The organism is Aeromonas sp. s2 (assembly GCF_040907935.1).
In the GTDB taxonomy this organism is placed as follows: Bacteria; Pseudomonadota; Gammaproteobacteria; order Enterobacterales; family Aeromonadaceae; genus Aeromonas; species Aeromonas dhakensis.
Map to the genome: position 1 here is coordinate 53,623 of NZ_JBFOCR010000022.1, position 21,835 is coordinate 75,457.

At 64.4% G+C, this 21,835-nt stretch carries 21 protein-coding genes and 1 tRNA gene; 11 read left to right on the forward strand and 11 right to left on the reverse strand.

Annotated features, from left to right (window positions below):
* The first annotated feature begins 3 nt into the window (after window positions 1-3).
* Together AB5Y81_RS18105 and AB5Y81_RS18110 are read left to right on the forward strand one after the other, a co-directional pair.
* The gene (locus AB5Y81_RS18105; protein WP_279485186.1) at window positions 4-1,011 is read left to right on the forward strand and encodes an ABC transporter ATP-binding protein; all 1,008 of its coding nucleotides are present in this window, start codon (window positions 4-6) and stop codon (window positions 1,009-1,011) included.
* A 39-nt stretch (window positions 1,012-1,050) separates the two neighbouring features.
* Complete coding sequence (locus AB5Y81_RS18110) at window positions 1,051-1,710, forward strand: HAD family phosphatase (RefSeq protein WP_017785516.1); 660 nt, start codon at window positions 1,051-1,053, stop codon at window positions 1,708-1,710.
* Between the two features lie 15 nt (window positions 1,711-1,725).
* Here AB5Y81_RS18110 and AB5Y81_RS18115 read toward each other — a convergent pair whose 3' ends face one another.
* Window positions 1,726-3,336, reverse strand: a complete 1,611-nt coding sequence (locus AB5Y81_RS18115) for a diguanylate cyclase (RefSeq protein ID WP_368146759.1) — start codon at window positions 3,334-3,336, stop codon at window positions 1,726-1,728.
* Between the two features lie 109 nt (window positions 3,337-3,445).
* On the opposite strand from AB5Y81_RS18115, the gene AB5Y81_RS18120 reads away from it, so the two are divergent.
* Both AB5Y81_RS18120 and AB5Y81_RS18125 read left to right on the forward strand, forming a co-directional pair.
* Entirely contained in the window at window positions 3,446-3,886 is a 441-nt protein-coding gene (locus tag AB5Y81_RS18120) for a DUF2214 family protein (protein ID WP_005306181.1), read from the forward strand.
* 148 nt (window positions 3,887-4,034) lie between these two features.
* Window positions 4,035-4,934: a DMT family transporter gene (locus tag AB5Y81_RS18125; protein ID WP_017782149.1), complete on the forward strand. Its 900-nt coding sequence runs from the start codon at window positions 4,035-4,037 to the stop codon at window positions 4,932-4,934.
* Window positions 4,935-5,004: 70 nt separating this feature from the next.
* On the opposite strand, the gene AB5Y81_RS18130 is transcribed toward AB5Y81_RS18125, so the two are convergent.
* The 3 genes from AB5Y81_RS18130 to AB5Y81_RS18140 form a co-directional block, all read right to left on the reverse strand.
* Window positions 5,005-5,862: a GyrI-like domain-containing protein gene (locus AB5Y81_RS18130; protein WP_017787906.1), complete on the reverse strand. Its 858-nt coding sequence runs from the start codon at window positions 5,860-5,862 to the stop codon at window positions 5,005-5,007.
* A complete protein-coding gene (locus tag AB5Y81_RS18135; protein WP_279485185.1) occupies window positions 5,859-6,344 on the reverse strand; it encodes a GNAT family N-acetyltransferase in 486 nt (161 codons plus the stop codon). The genes AB5Y81_RS18130 and AB5Y81_RS18135 overlap by 4 nt, the downstream gene beginning before the upstream one ends.
* 446 nt (window positions 6,345-6,790) lie before the next feature.
* Window positions 6,791-7,117, reverse strand: a complete 327-nt coding sequence (locus tag AB5Y81_RS18140) for a YnjH family protein (protein ID WP_279485184.1) — start codon at window positions 7,115-7,117, stop codon at window positions 6,791-6,793.
* A gap of 214 nt (window positions 7,118-7,331) precedes the next feature.
* On the opposite strand from AB5Y81_RS18140, the gene AB5Y81_RS18145 reads away from it, so the two are divergent.
* Together AB5Y81_RS18145 and AB5Y81_RS18150 are read left to right on the forward strand one after the other, a co-directional pair.
* A complete protein-coding gene (locus AB5Y81_RS18145; protein WP_279485183.1) occupies window positions 7,332-8,492 on the forward strand; it encodes a hypothetical protein in 1,161 nt (386 codons plus the stop codon).
* Between the two features lie 145 nt (window positions 8,493-8,637).
* Entirely contained in the window at window positions 8,638-9,411 is a 774-nt protein-coding gene (locus AB5Y81_RS18150; protein ID WP_005306204.1) for an ABC transporter substrate-binding protein, read from the forward strand.
* Window positions 9,412-9,465: 54 nt separating this feature from the next.
* Here AB5Y81_RS18150 and AB5Y81_RS18155 read toward each other — a convergent pair whose 3' ends face one another.
* A complete protein-coding gene (locus AB5Y81_RS18155) occupies window positions 9,466-9,846 on the reverse strand; it encodes a hypothetical protein (protein WP_161957736.1) in 381 nt (126 codons plus the stop codon).
* Window positions 9,847-10,043: 197 nt separating this feature from the next.
* Here AB5Y81_RS18155 and AB5Y81_RS18160 point away from each other — a divergent pair, with 197 nt between their 5' ends.
* From AB5Y81_RS18160 to dhaR, 4 genes are all read left to right on the forward strand, one after another.
* Window positions 10,044-11,423: a phosphatase PAP2 family protein gene (locus AB5Y81_RS18160; protein ID WP_279485182.1), complete on the forward strand. Its 1,380-nt coding sequence runs from the start codon at window positions 10,044-10,046 to the stop codon at window positions 11,421-11,423.
* On the forward strand, window positions 11,420-12,517 hold the full coding sequence (ydiK, locus tag AB5Y81_RS18165; RefSeq protein WP_042050169.1) for an AI-2E family transporter YdiK: 1,098 nt from the start codon (window positions 11,420-11,422) through the stop codon (window positions 12,515-12,517). Before AB5Y81_RS18160 ends, ydiK begins: the two co-directional genes overlap by 4 nt.
* Window positions 12,518-12,714: 197 nt before the next feature.
* Window positions 12,715-13,419 carry an SDR family oxidoreductase gene (locus AB5Y81_RS18170; RefSeq protein WP_201990559.1) on the forward strand — a complete coding sequence of 235 codons (705 nt, stop codon included), beginning with the start codon at window positions 12,715-12,717 and terminating at the stop codon, window positions 13,417-13,419.
* Between the two features lie 242 nt (window positions 13,420-13,661).
* Window positions 13,662-15,572: a dihydroxyacetone kinase operon transcriptional regulator DhaR gene (gene dhaR, locus AB5Y81_RS18175; RefSeq protein WP_368146761.1), complete on the forward strand. Its 1,911-nt coding sequence runs from the start codon at window positions 13,662-13,664 to the stop codon at window positions 15,570-15,572.
* Between the two features lie 89 nt (window positions 15,573-15,661).
* Here dhaR and AB5Y81_RS18180 read toward each other — a convergent pair whose 3' ends face one another.
* The 5 genes from AB5Y81_RS18180 to AB5Y81_RS18200 form a co-directional block, all read right to left on the reverse strand.
* A complete protein-coding gene (locus AB5Y81_RS18180; RefSeq protein ID WP_279485181.1) occupies window positions 15,662-16,744 on the reverse strand; it encodes a glycerol dehydrogenase in 1,083 nt (360 codons plus the stop codon).
* Between the two features lie 150 nt (window positions 16,745-16,894).
* Window positions 16,895-17,611, reverse strand: coding sequence for a dihydroxyacetone kinase phosphoryl donor subunit DhaM (gene dhaM / locus AB5Y81_RS18185; RefSeq protein WP_279485179.1), 717 nt, complete (start codon window positions 17,609-17,611; stop codon window positions 16,895-16,897).
* A 1-nt stretch (window position 17,612) separates the two neighbouring features.
* Complete coding sequence (gene dhaL / locus AB5Y81_RS18190; RefSeq protein WP_017785503.1) at window positions 17,613-18,242, reverse strand: dihydroxyacetone kinase subunit DhaL; 630 nt, start codon at window positions 18,240-18,242, stop codon at window positions 17,613-17,615.
* Window positions 18,243-18,251: 9 nt separating this feature from the next.
* Window positions 18,252-19,322, reverse strand: coding sequence for a dihydroxyacetone kinase subunit DhaK (dhaK, locus tag AB5Y81_RS18195; RefSeq protein ID WP_213344459.1), 1,071 nt, complete (start codon window positions 19,320-19,322; stop codon window positions 18,252-18,254).
* Between the two features lie 239 nt (window positions 19,323-19,561).
* The gene (locus AB5Y81_RS18200; protein WP_010635854.1) at window positions 19,562-20,920 is read right to left on the reverse strand and encodes an NCS2 family permease; all 1,359 of its coding nucleotides are present in this window, start codon (window positions 20,918-20,920) and stop codon (window positions 19,562-19,564) included.
* Window positions 20,921-21,146: 226 nt separating this feature from the next.
* Here AB5Y81_RS18200 and AB5Y81_RS18205 point away from each other — a divergent pair, with 226 nt between their 5' ends.
* The gene (locus AB5Y81_RS18205; protein ID WP_005306245.1) at window positions 21,147-21,479 is read left to right on the forward strand and encodes a cupin domain-containing protein; all 333 of its coding nucleotides are present in this window, start codon (window positions 21,147-21,149) and stop codon (window positions 21,477-21,479) included.
* Between the two features lie 92 nt (window positions 21,480-21,571).
* Here the strand turns inward: AB5Y81_RS18205 and AB5Y81_RS18210 are convergent.
* A tRNA-Asp gene (locus AB5Y81_RS18210) sits at window positions 21,572-21,648 on the reverse strand.
* Window positions 21,649-21,835 lie beyond the last annotated feature (187 nt).

Sequence of the window (21,835 nt, forward strand, 5' to 3'; positions counted from 1 at the left end):
AAGATGTTCCATCTAGAAGTGAATCAACTGCACAAATCCTACGGCGACACCCGGGTGTTCGAGGGGATCGAATTCGGCATCCGCAAGGGGGAGCTGGTGACCCTGCTCGGCCCCTCCGGCTGCGGCAAGTCCACCCTGCTGCGGGCGCTGGCCGGGCTCACCCCGGTGGATGGCGGTCAGGTGCGGGTGGCCGGTGAGGAGATCACCTGGCAGGAACCCCAGAAGCGGGGCATCGGCATGGTGTTCCAGAGCTATGCCCTGTTCCCCAACATGATGGTGCGGGATAACGTCGCCTTCGGCCTCAAGATGAAGCCCCAGCCGGGGCGGGATCTGGCCGCCAGCGTGCAGGAGGCGCTGGCGCTGGTGGAGCTGACCGGCTTCGAGCGCCGCTATCCGGCCGAGCTCTCCGGTGGCCAGCGCCAGCGGGTCGCGCTGGCCCGGGCTTTGGTAGTGCAGCCGCGGATCCTGCTGCTGGACGAGCCGCTCTCGGCGCTGGATGCCCGCATCCGCCGCAGCCTGCGCCAGCAGATCCGCGAGATCCAGCAGCGCCTCGAGCTCACCACCATCTTCGTCACCCACGATCAGGAGGAGGCGCTAACCATGTCGGACCGGATCTTCCTGATGAACAAGGGATCCATCGTCCAGAGCGGCACGCCGGAGGAGATCTACACCCGCCCCGCCGACGCCTTCGTGGCTGGCTTTATCGGCAACTACAACCTGCTCGATGGCGAGCAGGCCAAGGCCCTGTTCGGCCAGCACTGTCGCGGCAAGCTGGCGCTGAGGCCGGAGTCCCTCTCCCTGCTGCCGGCCGGCGTCCGCAGCGACGAGCCACACCTGCCGGGGGTTATCAGCGGACAACAGCTGCTCGGCAACGTGATCCGCTATCAGGTGAGTTGTGCGGCGGGGATGCTGACGGTGGACTGCCTCAACCGCTCGGCCCGGGATCTGCTGCCGGTGGGCGGCGCCGTGACCCTGGCGGTGGCCCGGGATCAACTCTGTGAGGTAGCATGACGCCCCATTACATTTCCATTTTCACTGCGAGGAGCACCCATGGCACTGGCACTGTTTGATCTGGACGAGACCCTGATTGCGGGGGATTCCGCCAGCCTCTGGCTGGAGTACATGGTGACCGAGGAGCTGGCCCCGGCCGGCATGATCGCCGAGGAGCAGGCGATGATGTCCCTCTACCATCAGGGCAAGATGGACATGCACCAGTACATGGCCTTCACCCTGCAGCCGCTGGCAGGCAAGTCGCGCCAATGGCTCGACCCGCTCTGTGCCCGCTTTGCCGAGCAGGTGCTGCGCGAGCGCATCTACCCTGAGGGGGTGGAGCGCATCGAATGGCACCGCAAGCGGGGCGACGAGCTGGTGCTCATCTCCGCCTCCGGCGAGCATCTGGTGGCCCCCATGGCGCAGATGCTGGGGATGGATCACTGCGTGGCCATCCTGCTGGATGAAGAGGCCGGCATGCTGACCGGCCAGACCCGCGGCACCCTCAGTTTTCGCGAGGGCAAAGTGGCCCGCATCAACCAGCTGTTTGCCGCAAGCGCCGACCCCTGGCGGGAGAGCCACGGCTACAGCGACTCCCACAACGATCTGCCGCTGCTGCAGGCGGTGACCCACCCCCACGCGGTCAATCCCGCCCCGGGGCTGCGCCAGATCGCCACCGAACAGGCCTGGCCCACCCTCGACTGGCAGCTGGCCTCCTGAATGAAGAAGAGGCCCTCAGGCCTCTTCGTTGCTCAGCAGTGCATCGTCGGCAGGGGGCGTCTCCTCCTGCCCCTTCCCCTCCGACCGAACCAAACAGATACGGTTCTTGCCGTCGCGTTTGGCACGATACACCTCGGCATCGACCGCCGTCAGCAGCGCCTTGGCATCCATCCCAGTCCGGCTGGCTACCAGTCCGCCGCTCAAGGTGATCCTGAGCCCCGGCTCGCGCCAGTCCAGTGACTCCACCCCCTTGCGGAACTGCTCCAGCAGCATCTGGCAGAAGTGGATGTCCGGGTTGACCAGCAACACCACCAGCTCCTCGCCACCGTAGCGGCAGACCCAGCCGTGATCCCCCAGCAGGGACCGGCCGAGCTGGCTCACCCGCTTGAGCACCACATCCCCGGTCTGATGGCCGAAGGTGTCGTTGACCCGCTTGAAGTCGTCCAGATCCACCATGGCCAGGCAGAACGGCTGCTGCTCCTGCAGTAGTCGGTTGAGACGTTCGTCGAAGAAGCGGCGGTTGTAGAGACCGGTCAGCTTGTCCAGATTGGCCTGCTGGCGCGCCTCGTGATAATCCTTGCTCACCTCGGCCAGCTCGGCATAGACGTGTCTGAGCTCGCGCATCCCCCCCTGGGGTACCCCGTCTGGCTTCATCCGGCTGGCCCGGATCATGCTCGAGATCTCGTCTAGCATGCGGCGAAAATAGCGGGACCAGATCAGCGCCAGCATCAGGTAGAGCACACAGGCCAGCGCCACCATCAGCAGCACGTTGAGGGAGACCCTGTCCACCACCGCCATCACGCTGGCCGCCGGCTGCACGCTGATCAGCACCCAGTTGCGTTCGGGCAGCCAGATGTAGGCCACGAACTGACGGGAGTCCTTGTCCAGGAAGATGCCGTCCTCCTGCGTGAAGCGAGCGAGCCATTCTGGGTGGGCCATGGGCTTGAACAGCTGGGCCGCGTCAGGATGGGCCAGCACCTTGCCGGACTGGTTGACGATCATCTGGTAGCCCTCATCCAGATGACGATTCAGCTGGGCGGAGAAGGGGGCCAGGATGGCATCGACCGCAAGGACCCCGCGCACCTTGCCCTCCCTGTCGGTCAGGGCCCGCGCCAGGGCGATCACCAGGTTGCCGTTGGTGTAGTCGTAATAGGGCTCGGTCCAGACCATCTTGCCCACGTGCTGGCTGGCCAGCTGATACCAGGGACGCACCCTGGGATCGAAGTTGGCATCCGCCTGCCAATCGGGGTAGATCAGCATCTGGCGCTCGGCGGTGCCGACATAGATGTAGACCAGATCGGCCATGATCCCCTTGTAGAGCTGCCACTCCTTCAGATAGGTCTCGGTGTTGAGCAGGCGGGGGCCGCTGATGTCCTCAACCTTGACCCTGTCGTAGATGAGGGTGAACTGGCGCTCCATCTCGTGCAGATAGGGCTCGATGAAGACGTGACGAAGCTGGTGGTTGGTGGCGAGCAGGCGTTGCTGCAGCTCGCTTTGCAGACTCCGCTCCATGTGCAGGTAGTAGATGCCACCCAGCATCAGCACCGGAATGAACAGCAAAAGCAGGCCCATACGCATCCTGGTTACCAGGGACCAGGTTTTTTTGGCGACCGCTCGTTTAACCAATCCTGACTCCTGCTATTGCCAGACCACGCGTAGTGTCAGAATATCAGCAGCGCGAGATGGCGTCCAAAAGGAAGCTGTTTATCTGCTCAATTAGAGGTAATCGACACGGATGCTGAACCCGGACCTGTTGATGGCGCTGCACTACTGCGCCGTGATCACCCTGACCGGGGCGATCACCTCCGAATATTTCCTGTTCCGCCGCGGCATGTCCATCGAGCAGGTGCGCAAGCTGCTGCTGGCTGACGGCCTGGCGGCGCTGGCCCTGCTGCTCATCTTCATCACCGGGGTGCTACAGGTGCTCGCTCACCCCGACGAACCGGCCGTGCTGCTTGCCAATCCGGGCTACCGCACCAAGCTGCTGCTGTTCTTCGTGATGGCCATCAGCTTTGGCTACCCCAGCCGCCTCTTCTATCGCTGGCGCCGCTCCCTGCGTCAGGGACGCGCCCCCATGGTCTCCATTCAACAGCAGTTCTGGGTGATCTGGATCCTGCGCGGCAACCTCTTGCTGCTCGCCCTCATTCCCCTGCTGGCCAGAATCGCCAACGGCTAACTCCCCCGGCCTGCGGCAGTGCAGCGGGATAACCGCTCACGCCGCCAACCTCACCGACAGCGCAAGACAAATCCCCCCGCTCACGGTTATCTTGGAGACTGGAGCTTTGCGGCACGGCCCTGCCCGTCCGTCTTTCAGGGATGAATCTATGCGTTCGAACATGATGTTATTGATGGCCGCCGCCATCTGGGGGCTGGGCTTCGTCGCCCAGCGGCTCGGGATGGACCACATGGGGCCTTACACCTTCAACGGCCTGCGCTTTCTGCTGGGGGCCCTCTCCTTGCTGCCGCTCTTGTGGTGGCTCAAATCCCGCCAGCCGGGCGGGCAGGCCGGAGATCGCCGCCTGCTGCTGACCGGCGGCCTCATCGCCGGTACCGTGCTGTTCAGCGCCGCATCGCTACAACAGGTGGGGCTGCTCTACACCACGGCCGCCAAGGCAGGCTTCATCACCGGCCTCTACATCATACTGGTGCCCGTCATCGGCCTGGCCCTGCGCCACAAGACGGGCGCCAACACCTGGGTTGGCGCCCTCATCGCCATGGCGGGGCTCTACTACCTCAGCGTCACCGAGGATTTCACCATCGGCTACGGCGACCTGCTGCAGGTGGTGGGGGCCCTGTTCTGGGCCGTACACCTGCTGGTACTGGATCACTACTCGAGCCGAGTCGCCCCCATTCGTCTCGCCGGGGTGCAGTTCGTGGTGTGCGGCCTGCTCAGCCTGGCCACCGCCTTCCTCATCGAGACCCCCTCGGTGACCGGTGCCGTGGCCGGCTGGCAGGCGCTGCTCTATGCCGGCCTGGTGTCGGTGGGGGTGGGTTACACCTTGCAGGTGGTCGGCCAGCGTGGCGCCCACCCGGCCCATGCCGCCATCATCCTCAGCCTGGAGACGGTGTTCGCCGCCATCGGTGGCGTTTTGCTGCTGGGGGAAACCCTGGACGAGCGCGCCTTCGTCGGCTGCGCCCTGATGCTGGCGGGCATGTTGATCTCCCAGATCCGCCTGCGCTGGTGGTGGAAATCCCGGCGGGACAAGGTGCCCAGCCAGCCCTGATGAGGTAACGGTCAGCCTTCATCCCAAATAAAACGAGGCGCCACAGGCGCCTCGTTTTATTGCCGCACGTCTAGCGCACGCTGGAGCAGAAGCTCACGTCGTCGCGCAGGGGATCGTTGCTCACGCTGTGGTAGAGCTCGAAGCAGGGACCGCTGCCGAACTCCAGCCCGGCCGCCACTATGTCGCCCACATGCTCCTGCCAGCGCGGCCCGTACTGGCTGCGATCGGTGATGAGGTAGCGGGACTGGGCATAACGGCCGGCCGGAATGAGCTGGGTCTCCACCTCCCCCTCGCCCCGGGTCTGGGGCGGCACAGTGATGCCGATATCGGTGCGGCACTGGGCCGGCGGCGTCACCTCAGGGTTGTCGTGGTAGATGAAGATCCACTCCCCGCCCTCCAGCCCGCGGGCGGCGGCCCACTGGTGCAGGCGGCCGCAGACGGCGTCATAGCCTTCGCCATAGGGACCGGTGACCCGCACATAGGCCAGGGTACGGGCATCCATCTCGACGGTTTTCATGGTGTTGCTCCTTGCTGATGAGTGGCCTTCAGCATAAGGGGACAGACCATCCCATGCGTGTCCATCCTTGCTCTCCAGGTGTCCATTCTTGCCCTTGTCGCGGCGAAACTCCCCCGGGGTACAGCCATAGTAGCGACGAAACGCCTTGGCGAACGCCTGGGAGCTGCCGAGCCCCGCCCCCAGCGCGATGGCGGTGACGCTGGCGTCGGTGTAGCAGAGCTGCCAGGCGGCACGCTGCATGCGCAGGCGCCGGCACATCTCGCCCGGAGCTTCCCCCGCCACGGCGGTGAACACCCGGTGAAAATGGTAGAGGGAGAGACAGGCCCGCTCCGCCAGCGCCTCGATGGAGAGATCCGGATCCTGCTCCAGCGCCCGCAGCACCGGGATGAGCCGGCGGCGGTAGTCGATCATGGCCGGATCCTCGCCATGTAGAGTGCGTCCACATACTCACCCTGGCGAAAGGCGAAACCACGGGCCAGCCCCTCCTCGATGAAGCCGAACTTGCGATAGAGCGCCAGCGCCGCTGCATTGTCGGCATAGACGGTCAGCTCGATGCGGCGCAGGTTGAGCCAGTTGTCGGCCATCTCCAGCGCGGCCCCCAACAGGGCGGAGCCCACTCCCTTGCCCGCCCAGTCATCCCGCACCCCCATGCCGATACAGGCCACGTGTTTGCGCCTCGGGTTGGGCTCGATATGGAGTGAAATATTCCCCACCAGCAGACCGTCGACCTCAGCCACCAGCGCCACCACGCTGCCGCTCTCCAGTCGCTTCTGCCAGACCCCCTGGGTCGGATAGGGCAGTTGCAGGGTGCCCGCCTGGGCATTGGGCATGGCATAGAGATCCCGCAAGGCGGGGGCATCGGCCGGTTCGGCGTGACGAATGATGATCTGCATCTGAGGCTCCTTCTCGAAAACTTCATCATGCAGTATCAGAAGGGTCCGGTCATCCCCCTGCCACGGTTATTTGCGCGGACGATCCGGCAACTATCGTCATGGGTCAGCGCCGCGAGCCGAACCAGGTGAACGGCCCCGTCCGCTGGCTGCACCGGGCGGCGGACAAACAAAACGGGGGCCCAAGGGCCCCCGCATCATCACGGCGCATGATGAATAAAAAACGGAGCCAGAGGCTCCGTGTTTCACTGCAGTATCAATCTCGAACGGAACGCGCTTCGCGCTCTGCACGTTCCCGTACCAACAGGCGTTTGTACCACCAGCTGTTGCGACGACGTTGAGTGTTGGAAGAGCGACGAGCCATTTCTGAAGTCCCAGTCAAGAGAGGAAAAGAGCCGCATTATGCGATAGAGGTCACGTCCATGTCTTTAGCTGGATCAAGAAAAGCCTCACTGGCCCACGGTGATGGTGCCTCTCTGCGTCGCCTTGCCAGCCGCATCCGACGCCCTTTGTGGCTCGCGCCAGACCAGAGGCCCGTTGCTCTCCTGTTCGGTTTGCGCAGCGCACTCCAGCCAGTCATCACCCTGCCGGATCCGGGCCCCTGCCGAATACTTCTGATCCTGATACCAGCAGACCCGCTCCGGCAGCGATCCCAGCGGCAACACCAGCTCGCTGCCCACTTCCGTCCGCTTCGGTTCTGCCGCCACGCCGATACCGGTCGCACCGCCCAGCAGTGCCAGCAGCAGCCAGCCGCCTGCCCTCTTGCCTGAATTCATGATGTCACTCCTCGCTTGATGAAGAATGGAAGCGACCGGCAGCCGCACAAACTTGATTAATAAGCGGTGCCCTCTCTGGCATTCCCAAGCCAATATGGTAGCCTGCCAGCGCCTGCCCGCCCGTCTCAGAACCGGGCCAGGAAAACCCGTTGAATTTGTCGGCCCCAGACAAATATAACCTTATTAATCAAATCGTTATTTGGATATTATCCCAATGCGTATCATGCCGTTGCTCCAGGCGGCCTGCCTGAGCCTGATGTTGTCCGCCTGCGTTGCCCCCCTGCTGATGATGAGCCCCACCAGCCAGCTGATGTGGGCCCTGCTCAAACCCCTGGTCGGCTTCGACCCCAACCAGGCCAACCTGTTTGAACAGCCCCTGATCAAGGACCGGATGACCGCCATCCTCGGCCCCAATTACGACAGCACCATGCAGCTGCTCAAGACCGCCAACGAGCTGCAGCAGGAGGGGCCGCTGTTCTACGTGGTCTCCCGCTATGCCCCCATGCCCGAGGTGGCCAAGCAGGCAGGCATGGTCTGGAACTCGCAGACCAACCAGATGTCCGTGATGCTGCTCAAGGGCGACGGCACGCCCCAGGTCTTTGGCGAGAACCTGGCGGCCAGCGCTCCGAGCTGGCCCAGCGAGATGCAGAACTGGCAGGCGCAGGGCAATCCGGCAGCCAGTGCGCTCTCCGGTGCCACCAACAGCCTGAGCGGCACGGCCACCGGCAGCTCGCTCTTCGGCAGCGTGCTGGGTTCCCTGCAGCAGGGCGCCAGCAAGACCATGGCTGACACCACCCAGCAGGTCGTGAACGGCGCCGCTACCTCGGCCCAGCAACAAGCCGGCAAGGCAGCCAGCAGTGCCACTGCTACCGTACAACAGCAGGCCACCAAGACAGTGACCGAGCCTGCCAAGCAGGCGGTCAGCAACGCAACGACCACCGTGCAGCAACAGGCTGTCAAGACAGTGACCGAGCCCGCCAAGCAGGCGGTCAGCAGCGCCACGGCCACCGTGCAGCAACAGGCCGCCAAGACCGTGACCGAACCCGCCAAGCAGGCAGTCAGCAGCGCCACGACCACCGTGCAACAGCAGGCAGCCAAGACGGTGACCGAACCCGCCAAGCAGGCAGTCAGCAGCGCCACGGCCACCGCGCAGCAGCAGGCCGCCAAGACGGTGGCAGAGCCTGCCAAGCAGGCGGTCAGCAACGCCACGGCCACCGTGCAGCAGCAGGCCGCCAAGACCGTGACCGAACCGGCCAAGCAGACGGTCAGCAGCGCGGATGCCACCACCGCCGGCAAGGCGGTCGCCGATGCGGCTGCCAAGGCCGAAGCCGCGCGCGCCGCCGCCGAAGCCGAGATGGAAGCCCTGCTCAAATAACCCCTCCTCAGGCCATCGCAAGATGGCCTGGTCGTTTTCCCCTCCCGCACTCCCCTCCCGCCCGCTCCCTGGCAGCGGAAATCATGAACTTCTCGGCATAACTCCCTAAACTGGATGAAGACGACTTTTCGCAAGGAGTGCTGCCATGTCGCGTCTGCTCGGTCTGTTTGTCTGCTGCTGTCTGGGGGCCGCCCTGCCCGCCTCGGCGTTCACCTATTACTCCGAGCAGAACATGCCGTTCAACGGCCAGGATGAGAAGGGCAACAGCACCGGCCTGGCGGTAGAGCTGTTGAGACTGATGTGGCAAGAGATGGGGGAGCCGGAGCAGCCCATCCACTTCATGCCCTGGGCCAAGGCCTGGTACCTGCTGACCCAGCAGCCGGATGCCGTGCTGTTCACCACGGCCCACACCCGGGCGCGGGATCCCCACTTCCTCTGGGTCTGCCCCATCAGCCACTCGCGGGTATCGCTGGTGGGCCGCAAGCGGGATGCCCCCAAGGTGACCGGCAAGGCCGATCTCACCAGGCTTCAGATCGGGGTGATGCAGGCGGACGTGGGAGAGCAGCTGCTGCTCAACCGGGGCATCAGCCCCGCCAACCTGATGTCGGTGGAACGCATGGATCAGGTGGTACGCCAGCTCATCATGGCCCGCACCGATCTGGTGGCCGGCAACGAGGTGATGCTGTTTCATCAGGCCAGGCAGCTGGGCTTTGCCCCCGAGACTTTCGTCACCGTCGCCACCCTGGCGGATCAGGACAACTGCTTCGCCTTCAACCCGGCGGCGGACAAACAGCAGGTCGCCCGCCTGCAGCAGGCGCTCGACAAGGTCAGACAGGGGGAAGCCTTCAAGCAGCTCATCGCCCGCTACCAGGATGTGGTGCAACCACCTCCGGCCGATCACCTGCCGCGAATAGAGTAAGTACCAGATGCAAGCAGGCCACCCGAAGGTGGCCTGTTTCATGGTGCGAGCCGCTCACTGGAAGTGATGGTCGTGCTCGGACTTCTTGGTCTGGGCGCCCTCGCTGTGCTCGATGGCGGTGCGGATGAGGTCCACCCCGGCCCGGATGATCAAGACCCCCATGTTGACCAGCTTGACGCAGACCCACATGAAGGTGATGAGCAGGATCAGCTTGAGCACGGTCTGGAACGCCTCCAGGAAGTTCTGCTCCAGCTGGCCGGTCAGGCCGCTGGCACTGGTCATCAGCCAGGTGTACACCTCGCGCACGAAGGGGATGCGGCTCGGCATCTCCAGCACGTCCAGCGCGGCAGGCAGGGCCTGGAAGATGACGATGCTGCCGAACAGGATCAGGATGACACCGATGGCGATGCCCAGAAAAAAACCAAACTGTTTCATGGAAGGTCCCAAGGTTTGCTGCATGGAAATAACATAGCTGCCAATACTAGGGACTGCCTTACCCCACGGCAATCCTTGCGCAGCCAGCCGCCCCCTCGCCAGGCCGCCCCAAGTAGGGAACCCTGACCGGAAACCATTGCCCAACTATCTGATTTCTGTGACGCTTGTGCTCATTCCCCCTCACTCGCCAGGCAGTCATGTCACGCTACTGTTTTTTGCTGCTCTGCCTCCTGCTGTCGTCACCGCCCCTCCTTGCCGCCCCGACGGCGGCCGTCTGCGTGGTCAAGCACCAGCAGCAGCTGTTGCTGGTGCAGGACAGGGTCTCCTCCCGCTACAGCCTGACCGGCGGTTACATAGATGCAGGGGAGACGCCGCAGCAGGCGGCGCTGCGGGAGCTGTACGAAGAGACCGGCCTGCGGGGCCGGGTCATCGCCGAGCTGGGGCCATGGCAGCGCGCCCTGTTGTTTGCCTGTGAGACTCTGGAGCCCATCCGCGCACAGACCGGCTCTGGCTTTGTCTCCCTGCTGCAGGCCCCCAATCTGGGCGGCGAGATCCTCAATGCCAGGCTGATCGCGCCGGCCCGGTTGCCGGATGATCAACGCCGTTTCCCGGCCCAGCTCAACTGGCTGGCCCCCCAACTGGCCGCCATGCCCGACAGCCCTGTGCTGTGGCTGCCCGATTTTCGTGGCGAAGGCAATGCACTGCACCGTATGGAAGTCCCGCTGATCCACCAGCTGCAGAGCTGGCTCGGTGCCCAGGTGCGCTGGCTCGAGGTCAGCAACCTGTTCGGTTCAGCCGCCTTTCAGCTTGCCCTGCTACCCTTGCTGCTGCCCTGGCTGGGCTGGCCCCGGGTGCGCCAGCTGCTGCTGGCCATGCTGACCCTCACCCTGCTGGTGCAGCTAGCCAAGGAGGGGATTGGCTGGCCCAGACCCTTCCATCTCGACCCACCCCTGGCACAGGGCAGCGCCCAGGGCTTCGGCATGCCGAGCGGCCACGCCGCCTCTGCGCTGCTGTTCTGGGGCGTATTGCTGAGAGCCTGCTGGCCCGCCAACCCCTGGCGCAGCCAGCTGCTCGCTCTCTTGCTAGCGACCCTGACCGGACTGGCCCGGGTCTGGCTCGGAGTGCACTTCCTGTCGGACGTGGCGGCCGGTTTGCTGCTTGGCGCCTTGCTGCTGGCCCTGTATCCCCGCCTCGCCGGCCTGGCAGCCAGTCGTTGGGGCTGGGCCGGGCTCACCCTCGCCTGCGCGCTGGCCGCCGGGTGGAGCCAATCTTCGGCGCTGGCGGGCCTGGCCACCTTCAGCCTGGGGCTGACCCTCGGCATGATGTTGCCGCTGCCGCGCACGGCGCCGGCCGGCTGGCGCCTCCCCTTGCTGGCCCTGCTCGGTGGCCTGCCGCTGGGGGCATTGTGGTGGGCGCTGCCGCTCTGGCTGACCAGCTCCTGGCTCATTCTGCTCGGCCAGTGGCTGCTTTATTGTTGCCTGGGGCTCTGGTTGAGCGCCGGTCTCTGGTGGATACTCTCTCTCGTGAATAATGACCCGCTACCCAAGGGCCCAGGCCCTGACAAGGGATTGCTATGAATATGAAAAAAGTGGATTTAGCCAAGATAACCCTGGGAGTGCTGTTTATCAGCCTCCTCATCGTCTCCTGCTTCATGGTGCTGCGCCCCTTCCTGCCCGCGCTGGTGTGGGCCACCATGATCACCATCGCCACCTGGCCGCTGATGTTGATGGTGCAGCGCCTGCTGTGGGGCAAGCGCGCCCTGGCGGCCCTCTTCATGACCCTGGTGCTGCTGCTGATGTTCGTCATCCCGCTCTTCATGGCGCTGGCCAACGTGGCGGAGAAGGCGCCCATGCTGATCGAGCTGGGCACCACCATCAGCCACTCCCCGCCCCCCGAGCTGCTCTGGCTGCAGCAGGTGCCGCTGGTGGGCGGCAAGCTTTACGACTTCTGGCAGCAGATCCTGGCGAGCGGTGGTCAGGTGCTGTTTGCCAAGCTGGCCCCCTACTTCGGCCAGACCGCCCGCTGGCTCGCCTCCCAAGCGGGCAACCTGGGGCTGCTGTTCGTCCACTTCCTGCTGACCGTCGGCATCTGCGGCCTGCTCTACCACTCCGGTGAAGTGGTGGCGACCGGCATTCGCCGCTTCGCCCACCGGCTGGCCGGCGAGCGCGGCGACAACGCCACCGTGCTCGCTTCACAGGCGATCCGCGCCGTGGCCATGGGGGTCGTGGTGACCGCCCTGGTGCAATCCTCGGTGGCCGGTATCGGTCTGCTGATTGCCGGCATCCCCTACACCATGATCCTGGTGGTGGTGATGTTCCTGCTGATCGTCGCCCAGATTGGCCCCTTCCCGGTGCTGCTGGCCTGTGTCGGCTACCTCTACTGGAGCGGCGACACCACCTGGGGCACCTTCCTGCTGGTCTGGTCGCTGCTGGCGGGCACCATGGACAACTTCCTGCGTCCCTTCCTGATCAAGCGCGGCGCCGACCTGCCGCTGATCCTCATACTGGTGGGGGTTATCGGCGGCTTGCTGGCGATGGGGATCATCGGCCTCTTTATCGGCCCGGTGGTGTTGGCGGTGGGCTACACCCTGCTGGATGCCTGGATCAAGGAGGGTGACCACCCTACCGGTGACAAAGTAGACGCCCCACCTCATGACAAGGCACTGTCATAAGGTCAAACGCCGCCAGAGAGGGCGGCGTTGTTGTTTTAAAGACAAGAGCCAAAGAGCAAGGCCTTGTGCCGGCACAGAACCAAAGTTCGAACGTTTTCCGCCAAATCCGAACCAAGGTTCGAGCCAACCCCTTTCTCCCCCTGTTCCCTCTCGCTGCCGCCCACCACAATGGCGCCACCATTCAGGAGGAACAACAGATGAACGAACTGAGAGCAACCCGCGCCCTGATCAGCGGCGGCGCAAGCGGCATTGGGCTGGCCATCGCCGAGGCGCTGGCTCGGGAAGGGGTGGAGCTGGTGCTGGCCTCCCGCCGCCACGCCCTGCTGGAGCAAGAGGCTGCCCGCATCTCGACGCAATATGGGGTAAGAGTCCTGCCTCTGGTGCTGGATGTCTGCGATGCTCCCCAGGTTCGAGCCCAGCATGCCCGGGCCAGCGCACTGCTCGGCCCCATCGATCTGCTGGTCAACAACAGCGGGGTCGGCAGCGATTATCTGGTGCAGGATCTGCCGGAATCGGAGTGGGACAGAGTGATGGACACCTGCGCCAAGGGCAGCTTCCTGCTGACCCAGGTTTGCCTGCCGGACATGCTGTCTCGACGCCACGGCACCATCATCAACATCGCCTCCCAGGCCGCCAAAAACGGCTATGCGAGGGCCAGCGTCTACTGCGCCGCCAAATTTGCCGTCTTGGGGTTTGCCAAGGCGCTGCGGGAAGAAGTCCAGCATCAGGGCATTCGGGTTCACACCCTCTGTCCCGGCCTGGTCCAGGTGCCACCACCGGCCTGTGCTGATGAGCGCAAACCCGGTTGGTTGCAGGTCGGGGATCTGGCCGAGGCCGTGCTCTACACCCTGCGTCAACCCGCCCATGTGCAGTTGGACGAGATCGGCATGACAGGGATCTGAGGACTGCTGAGAGGAAAACAGGGACGCCGAAGCGCCCCGTCAGCTCATGGCAAGGGAGTATCAGGCTGGCTGGTGCAGGGTGATGCAGTGAATGCCGCCGCCACCGGCGGCGACCTTGTCGCCAAATTCGGGGGCGAACCCGATCGGAGGGATGACGGGGTTGCCATCCCTCTGAGGCAGGTCACTGAATCGGGCCGGCAAGGGTGGTTAAATAGGCGTTCGTCTCTTTGCCGGATCTTGTCGTGACCATCCTGTCCGCCTCCATGCCGCCAGCCCGGGACTGGCCTGACTATCTGCAGGCCTCCTGGCTGCGCTGCGCTCACCAGACCAGCGCCACCCTCTGGCATCCGCCCCACAGCGCCAAGGGGCAGACCCTGCAAAGCCTGCGCCAGCGCAAGCGCGACCTGCTCACCACCGGCGAGATGGCCCTCGAAGATCTCTACGAATTCATGGAGGGGCGCCCCTGCGCCCTGCTGCTCACCGACGAGAGCGGCTGCCTGCTGGCCCAGACCGGTCACCCCGACACCCTGCGCGAGCTGGCGACGCTGGGGTTTGGCCCCGGAGCCTTCTTCAGCGAGGGGCGCATCGGCACCAATGCCATCAACCTGGCGGCGCTGGAGGGGATGCCGCTCTGCGTCAGCGGCCCCCAACACTTCAACCAGACCCTGCACCCCTGGCACTGCTGCGCCAGCCCGGTCTACAACAGCAACGGCCGTCAGGTCGCCATCATGGCGCTGACCTGCAAGGTGGAGGAGGCGAGCGCCGGCGATCTGGCGCTCACCGTCAGCGCGGGACGCGAGCTGGCCCACCTGCTGCAGATGGAGACCCTGATGCAGGAGTCCCAGCACCACCTGAGCGAGCTCTACGCCCTGCTGGACGGCATGGATGACGGCGTACTGGCCTGGGATCCGCAGGGCCGGCTGCGCTACCTCAACGCGCTGGCGGCCAATCGGCTGCGGCTCGATCCGGCGCTCTGCCTCGGCCAGCCGCTGGAGCAGCACCTGCTGTTGCCCCAGCGGTTACAGCTCGCCATCAAGGGGCAGACTCCACTCAGCCATGTGGAGGTGACGCTGGAAAAGCTCGGCGCTCAGGAGGGGGAGTTCATCAATGCGCTGGTGAGCCTCAAGCCGCTACCCGGGCCGGACGGGGTCAGTTTTATCGCCCTGCTGCACCCGGTCGATCGGCTGCGGGCCATCAGTCAGCTGCGCCAGACGGTACCCGAGCTGTCGGCGCTGGTGGGGGAGTCGAGCGCCATGCGCAAGCTGCTGCGTTACGCCCGGCAGGCAGCCCAAAGCCAGGGCCCCATCCTGCTGCGCGGCGAGGAGGAGGTGGGCAAGGCCCAACTGGCGGAGGCCATCCACTTCGGCAGCGAACGGGCCGCCGGGCCGCTCATCACCCTCAACTGTCAGGCGCTGCCGAGCGAGCGAATGGCGCTGGAGCTGATGGGCTCCGATGAGGCCGGACAGGAGCGGGCCGGCAAGTTCGAACTGGCCCACGGCGGCACCCTGGTGCTGGAGCAGGTGGAGTGCCTCTCTGCCCCCATGCAGGCGGCGCTGCTGCAACTGCTCAAGACCGGTCGCCTCCAGCGCTTCGACTCGGCCCGTATCCTGCCGCTCAAGGTGCGGATCATCGCCACCAGCAGCGCCCCGCTGGAGCAGAAGGTGCAGGAGGGGCACTTCGGCCGCCAGCTGCTCTATGCCCTGCAGGCGTGCGAGCTGTGGCTGCCAGGCCTGCGCGAGCGCAGCGCCGATCTACCCGGCCTCATCAGCCAGCAGCTGGCTGCGCAGGGGCGCGAGCTGGGGCGCCAGTTCAGCCCGGCAGCTCTCGACTGCCTGCTCGCCTACCCCTGGCCCGGCAATCTGGGGGAGCTGCGCAGCGCCATCGAGCATGCCCTGCTTCACGCCAGTCAGGGGCCAATCCCGCCGGAGGCGCTGCCAGCCGCCATTCGGCACGGCTATCAGCAGGTGGCGGACGAGGTGGTGGGGCAGCCGCTGCTCACCCTGGCCGAGCTGGAACGCCAGGCCATTTTGCGCTGTGCCCACGCCTGCAAGGGGCAGGTGAGCCAGATGGCCCTGCATCTTGGCATCAGCCGCACCACCCTCTGGCGGCGGCTCAAACTGCTCGAGATCGATCCCGCCGACTACCACGGCTGACGCCGGCCTGAACCATTGCATACCGGTTCGCAGAAAATGAAAAAGGCCCCGCAGATGCGGGGCCTTTTCTATGGCAAGCTGGCTGGTCGTTACAGCCCCAGCTGGTGAGCGGTAACGATGGCCGCCAGTACGTCCTCGGCGGTGACCTTGAACGGCATGTTGTGGATGGTCTCCCCCTCCGCAGTGGAGGCCTTGGCCACGTCCATCAGGCGCGCCATGTCCAGCTCCTTGACCCCCATCATATGCAGGTTGGTGGGCAGGCCAATCGAGCGGCAGAAACCCAACACGGTTTCGATCTCCGCCATCGGGGCGTTCTCCAGCACCAGCTGCACCAGGGTACCGAACGCCACCTTCTCACCATGGTAGAGGTGGTGACACTCGGCCAGCTGGGTCAGGCCGTTGTGAACCGCGTGGGCGGCGGCCAGACCGCTGCTCTCGAAGCCGATACCACTCAGATAGGTGTTGGCCTCGATGATGTTCTCCACCGCCTTGGTGCAGAGCCCCTGCTCCACCGCCAGCTTGGCCTTGTAGCCATCGGCCAGCAAGGTCTGGTAGCAGAGCTCGGCGATGGCCTGCGCCGCCAGGGTGGAGGCACCACCGGCCATGGTCTGGCAACCGGACACCTTGTTGGCACGCGCCTCGAAGTAGGTGGAGAGCGCATCCCCCATGCCGGAGACCAAGAGCCGCACCGGGGCACGGGCGACCACGCCGGTGTCCATGATGACCATGTTGGGGTTGGTCGGGATCATCAGGTATTCGCTGAACTGCCCTTCGGGGGTGTAGATGACCGCCAGCGCGCTGGTGGGGGCATCGGTGGAGGCGATGGTGGGCACTATGACCACCGGCACCTGCTGGTAGAAGGCGACCGACTTGGCGGTATCCAGCGTCTTGCCACCGCCGATGCCGATGATGACGTCAAACGGGGTCTGCTTGCAGCGAGCCAGCAGGCGGTCTATTTCGGGGCGGGAGCACTCGCCGTTGAAGCAGTCAAATTCGGGCTGGATGCCTGCCCCGTGGAAGCTGGTGGCCACGGTATCGCCAACCAGCTTGGTGACGAAGGCGTCGGCCAGGATCAGCGGCTTGGCGCCGAGCGTCTTGACATAATTGCCGATGTTGGCGAGGGCCCCGTTGCCTTGCACGTATTTGCTGGGGCTGATGATGATGCGGTCCATATTTTATCCCTCTCTCTAGTTCATAAGACATCTTTTGAAACTAACAGGGGCGAAGGGGCGGCAGTGCCGGGGACTCCTTCGTCTTTCACTTGCATGACAATGGCGCTGCGCAGGCTCAGCGAGCGAGTGCAGCGCCTTGAAACAGTGGCGTCAGTCGCCGAAGCGCTCCGCAGCCAGCTGCTGGAAGCAGGCCAAGGCGGCCTCGGCATCCTCCCCGCGTGCCAGCAGGATGAGTCGGTCACCCTGACGCACGTTGAGCATGGTGAGCCGGGTCAGGCTGCGGGGGTTGGCCTCTTTCTCCTCCTTTTGCAGCCTGAGTTCTGCGGCAAAAGGCTTGAGTGCCGCCACCAGGCGGGCGGCAGGGCGCACGTGCAGGCCGTGGGGGTTATCCACCACCACCTCGCAGCGCAGCCAGCCGTCGTCGGGCGCAGGAGCGGCCTCGACATCCTGCGGCTCCGCCTTGCCCGGCAGCATCGCCTGTTTCGGGCCCAGCGCGCCGAGCGCCTCGGCGGCCACCTCGTCCAGCGTCAGACCGGATCCGGCCGCCACCACGGCAGCCAGGGTGCCCTCGACCAGCGGGGCCGGGCAGAGCCGCACCCGGGCACTCAGCTGCGGGGGCAACAGCTCGAGGGCGGTTTCGGCGCTCAAGAGGGCGCTGCCCAGATCCATCAGCACCAGCACGCCGCTGCCGTCGTCCGCTTCTTCAATCGCACTCATCACCGCGATGGCGTCGGTGCCGATGGGGTGGTCGGGGTCATCGACCCCGGCCGCCAGCAACAGTTTCGCCGGGCTGCCCAGCTGGTCGGCCAGCGCTTTCAAGCCGGCCGCCAGCTGGGCGCTGTGAGACACCACTACGATTCCGATCATGTCACAACCTCGCTCTGTCACGCAGGGCGGTCAGCAGCAGCAGGGTCGAGGTGGCCCCGGCATCCTGATGGCCGATGCTGCGCTCGCCAAGATAGCTGGCGCGCCCCTTGCGGGCCTGCATCTGGATGGTGGCCTCGGTGCCAGCCGTAGCGGCCGCCACCGCCTTGTCCAGCGCCTCAGGCAGCGACAAGCCTTGTTGCTCCGCCTGCTGCAGGGCCGCCAGGGCCGGCCACCAGGCGTCGCACATGGTCTTGTCACCCGGCTCGGCGCGACCGCGCGAGACGATCCCCTCCACCCCGTCGCTCAGCATCTTGCCGAGCTGGCCGAGGGTCAGGCTCTGGCAGGCATCGCTGCTGGCCGCTGCCCGGATGAAGAAGGTGCCGTAGAGCGGGCCGCTGGCGCCGCCGACCGAGGAGAGCAGGGTCATGCCAGTGGTTTTCAGCACCTGGCCGATGTCTTTGTCCGCCACTGCCGGCAGCTTCTCGGCCACCTTGGCGAAGCCGCGCTGCATGTTGAGGCCGTGATCACCGTCGCCGATGTCGGTATCCAGCGCCGTGAGGTAGTCACGCTGCTCGGTGAAGATGTGCTCGCAGTCGAGCAGCCAGTTGACGATCTGATGCTTGCTTAACATGAATATTCCTCAGCAGCCGCGGCGCAGGGCGGGGGTGTGAACGGGGGCATCCCACAGGGTCATCAGCTCGTCATCCACCTTGAGCAGGGTGATGGAGATGCCGGTCATGTCGAGGGAGGTGCAGTAGGGGCCGATCAGGTTGCGCACCAGATGGATGCCCGCCTCTTCACACAGGGTTGCAAGACGGCCATAGACGCCGTAGAGCTCGGAGATCGGGGTGCCACCCAGACTGTTGACCAGTGCGATGACCCGGTCGCCCTTGTTGAACGGCTCGATAAAGGTGTGCTCCTCCTGCCAGCTGCCGGAGGCTCTGTCCCAGTGGCGCAGGGTGCGGCCATAGGGGGTGTTGTCGACCAGCTCCTTGAACATGTCGTCCGCCAGGGCATTGAGGTCGGTGAAGGGGCGGCGCTCGATACCGGGCTCGCCGTGGATGCCGACGCCGAACTCCACCTCGTTGTCCGCCAGGGTGAAAGAGGGCTTGCCGGCAGCGGGAACTGTGCAGGCATGCATGGCCACCCCTATGGTGCGGCTCTGGTTGTTGACGCGGCGGGCCAGCGCTTCGCAGCGCGCCAGATCATAGCCCGCCTCGGCGGCGGCACCGACCAGCTTCTCGCACAGCACGGTCGTGGCAACGCCACGGCGACCGGCGGTATAGAGGCTGTCTTTCACCGCCACATCGTCATCGATGAGGGCGAAGCCCACCTTGACCCCGTCACCGTGCAGCAGCTCGACCGCAGTCTCGAAGTTGAGCACGTCGCCGGTGTAGTTCTTCACCAGAAACAGCACGCCGGCGCCGCCGTCGACCGCCTGGCCGCACTCGTACATCTGATCCGGGGTCGGCGAGGTAAAGATCTCGCCGGGGCAGGCACCATCCAGCATCCCCTTGCCCACCAAGCCACCGTGCATCGGCTCGTGGCCGCTGCCACCGCCGGAAACCAGCGCCACCTTGCCCATCACGGGAGCATCGGCACGGGTGATGAAGTGGGGCTCGATACGCACCTTGAGCTCGGGGTGGGCGGCTGCCATCCCCATCAGCTGTTCACGGACCACGGCATCGACGGCATTGATCAGTTTCTTCATGGCTCACTCCTTGGCTTGCCACCGCTCGGGTGGGCAAATGGTTGATGGAGCCAGTCTAACGGCAGAAAAGAGGATAAAAATGACGGGCTGTTTGGTTCGGATTTGAAACAGCAGAAGAGGGGTTGGCGTTTCAATCTGAAACAGTGCAGAGCAAATAAGAGGAAAACTGTTAGCCGCCTCACAGCCAACAAAAAGGGCCCCGCGGGGACCCTTCGCTACAACCGCAATAAGCTGACGGGTTAGATGGCCCAGCCACCGGCATAGAAAACAACCAGCGCCACGGCGATGATGACGGTACCGATGTTGAGCTTCTTCCACTCGGCGGCAAACAGGCGACCGATCACCAGGGCCACGAAGCCCAGCATGATGCCGGTGACTATGTTGCAAGTGAGCACGATAAAGACGGCGCACAGCATGCCGGAGAGCGCATCGACCGAGTCGTTGAAGTCCAGCTTGGTGACATTGCCCAACATCAGCAGGCCGACGTACATCAGCGCCGGTGCGGTGGCGTAAGCCGGTACCAGATAGCTCAGCGGCGAGAGGAAGATCATCAGCAGGAACAGCACACCGACCAGGGTGGCGGTCAGACCGGTCTTGCCACCGGCGGCAGTGCCTGCAGCGGATTCAATGTAGACGGCAGCCGGTGCACCACCGACGGCGCCTGCCACCATGCTGCTGACAGAGTCGGCAGTCAATGCCTTGCCGCCACTGATGATGTGGCCACGCTCGTTGATGAGGCCCGCCTGACCAGCCACGGCACGGATGGTACCGGTGGCATCAAACACCGCGGTCATCACCAGCGCCAACACAGTGGGGATCACCACCGGATTGAGGGCACCCAACAGATCCATGCTGCCTACCAGAGAGCCCTTCTCGCCAGTCAGGCTCGGCATGGCGAAGAAGCCCTGCCAGGTCACTTTCGGGTCGAAGATGAGGCCGAGGATGGAGATGGCGATGATCACCATCAGGATGCCGCCCGGCACCTTGCGACGTTCCAGACCAAAGATGGCGGCCAGACCCAGCACCGTCATGATGACCGGGAAGGCGGTGACTTCACCCAGTTGTACCGGCAGACCGGCTCCTTCGTTCTTGATCACCATACCGACGCCGTTGGTGGCGATCAGCAGCAGGAACAGGCCGATACCGATGCCGGTGCCATGGGCGATGCCGGAGGGGAGGTTGTCCAGGATCCACTGGCGCACACCGGTGACACTGATCAGGGTGAACAGCACACCCATCAGGAAGATGGCGCCCAGCGCCACCGGAATGCTCAGCCCCTGCCCCAGCACCAGGCTGAAGGCGGTAAAGGCGGTGAGGGAGATGGCGCACCCGATGGCCATCGGCAGCTTGGCCCACAGCCCCATCAGCAGGGAGCCGAAAGCGGCGATCAAACAGGTCGCCACAAACACCGGCCCCTGCTCAAAGCCGGCAGCACCCAGCATGTTCGGCACCACTATGATGCTGTAGACCATGGCCAGGAAGGTGGTCAGCCCTGCGACCAGCTCCTGACGCACGCTGCTGCCGCGCGCAGAAATGGAAAAATAAGAGTCCAGAAAGCCGCCATTCCCTGATTGGGCGGCCATATCTTGCTTTGCCATAACTAATCCTGAAAGTGTGAAGGAAATCGTTTGCGTGAATGGCGCGCAAAATAGCAAGAATTTATCCGGATTGCAGCGATTTCCCTGATTTTTTCATCAAAATCACAGGGAACGTTCTCGTTCGGGCACAGATATGACGGGTTCAGGCAGCCCCTCTTCCCCTGCGAGCGTAAACGACCCACCTATACTGCAGGTAACCCTTCACGCCGCCAGACGGGAGATACCCATGCACACCCGCAATCTGCTGAACGATATCCCCTCGCCACTCCCCACCGAACTCTTTCAGGATCTGGTCAGCACCAATCACCTGAGGATCGAGCGCATTCTCTCCCACGGCCATCAGACGGCCCCCGGTGAATGGTACGATCAGGACGAACATGAGTGGATCCTGGTGGTGCAGGGTGAAGCCAGCCTGCTGTTCATCGATCCGCAAACCCAACAACAACAGCTGGTCCAGCTGGGGCCGGGCGATCACATCAATATCCCTGCCCGCCAGAAGCACAGGGTCGAGTGGACCCATCCCGACATGACCACTGTCTGGCTCTGCGTGTTTTACTGAGTCGCTTGAGGAAAAAGAGGCATTTCGGGGGAAATGAGGACGGTGTCGGAAACGAAAAAAAGCCCAGTCTTTCGACTGGGCTTCTTAAGTAGTGGCGGAGCGGACGGGACTCGAACCCGCGACCCCCGGCGTGACAGGCCGGTATTCTAACCGACTGAACTACCGCTCCGCATTCGGTTAGCTTTCGCTAAATCTTTTGCCGCTTCTTTATGAGGTGTCATCCTCGCAGCCGGTCATGTCTTTCACATCACCGTTTAATTAGGTGCCTGGCAGTGTCCTACTCTCGCATGGCGAATGCCACACTACCATCGGCGCTACAGCGTTTCACTTCTGAGTTCGGCATGGGGTCAGGTGGT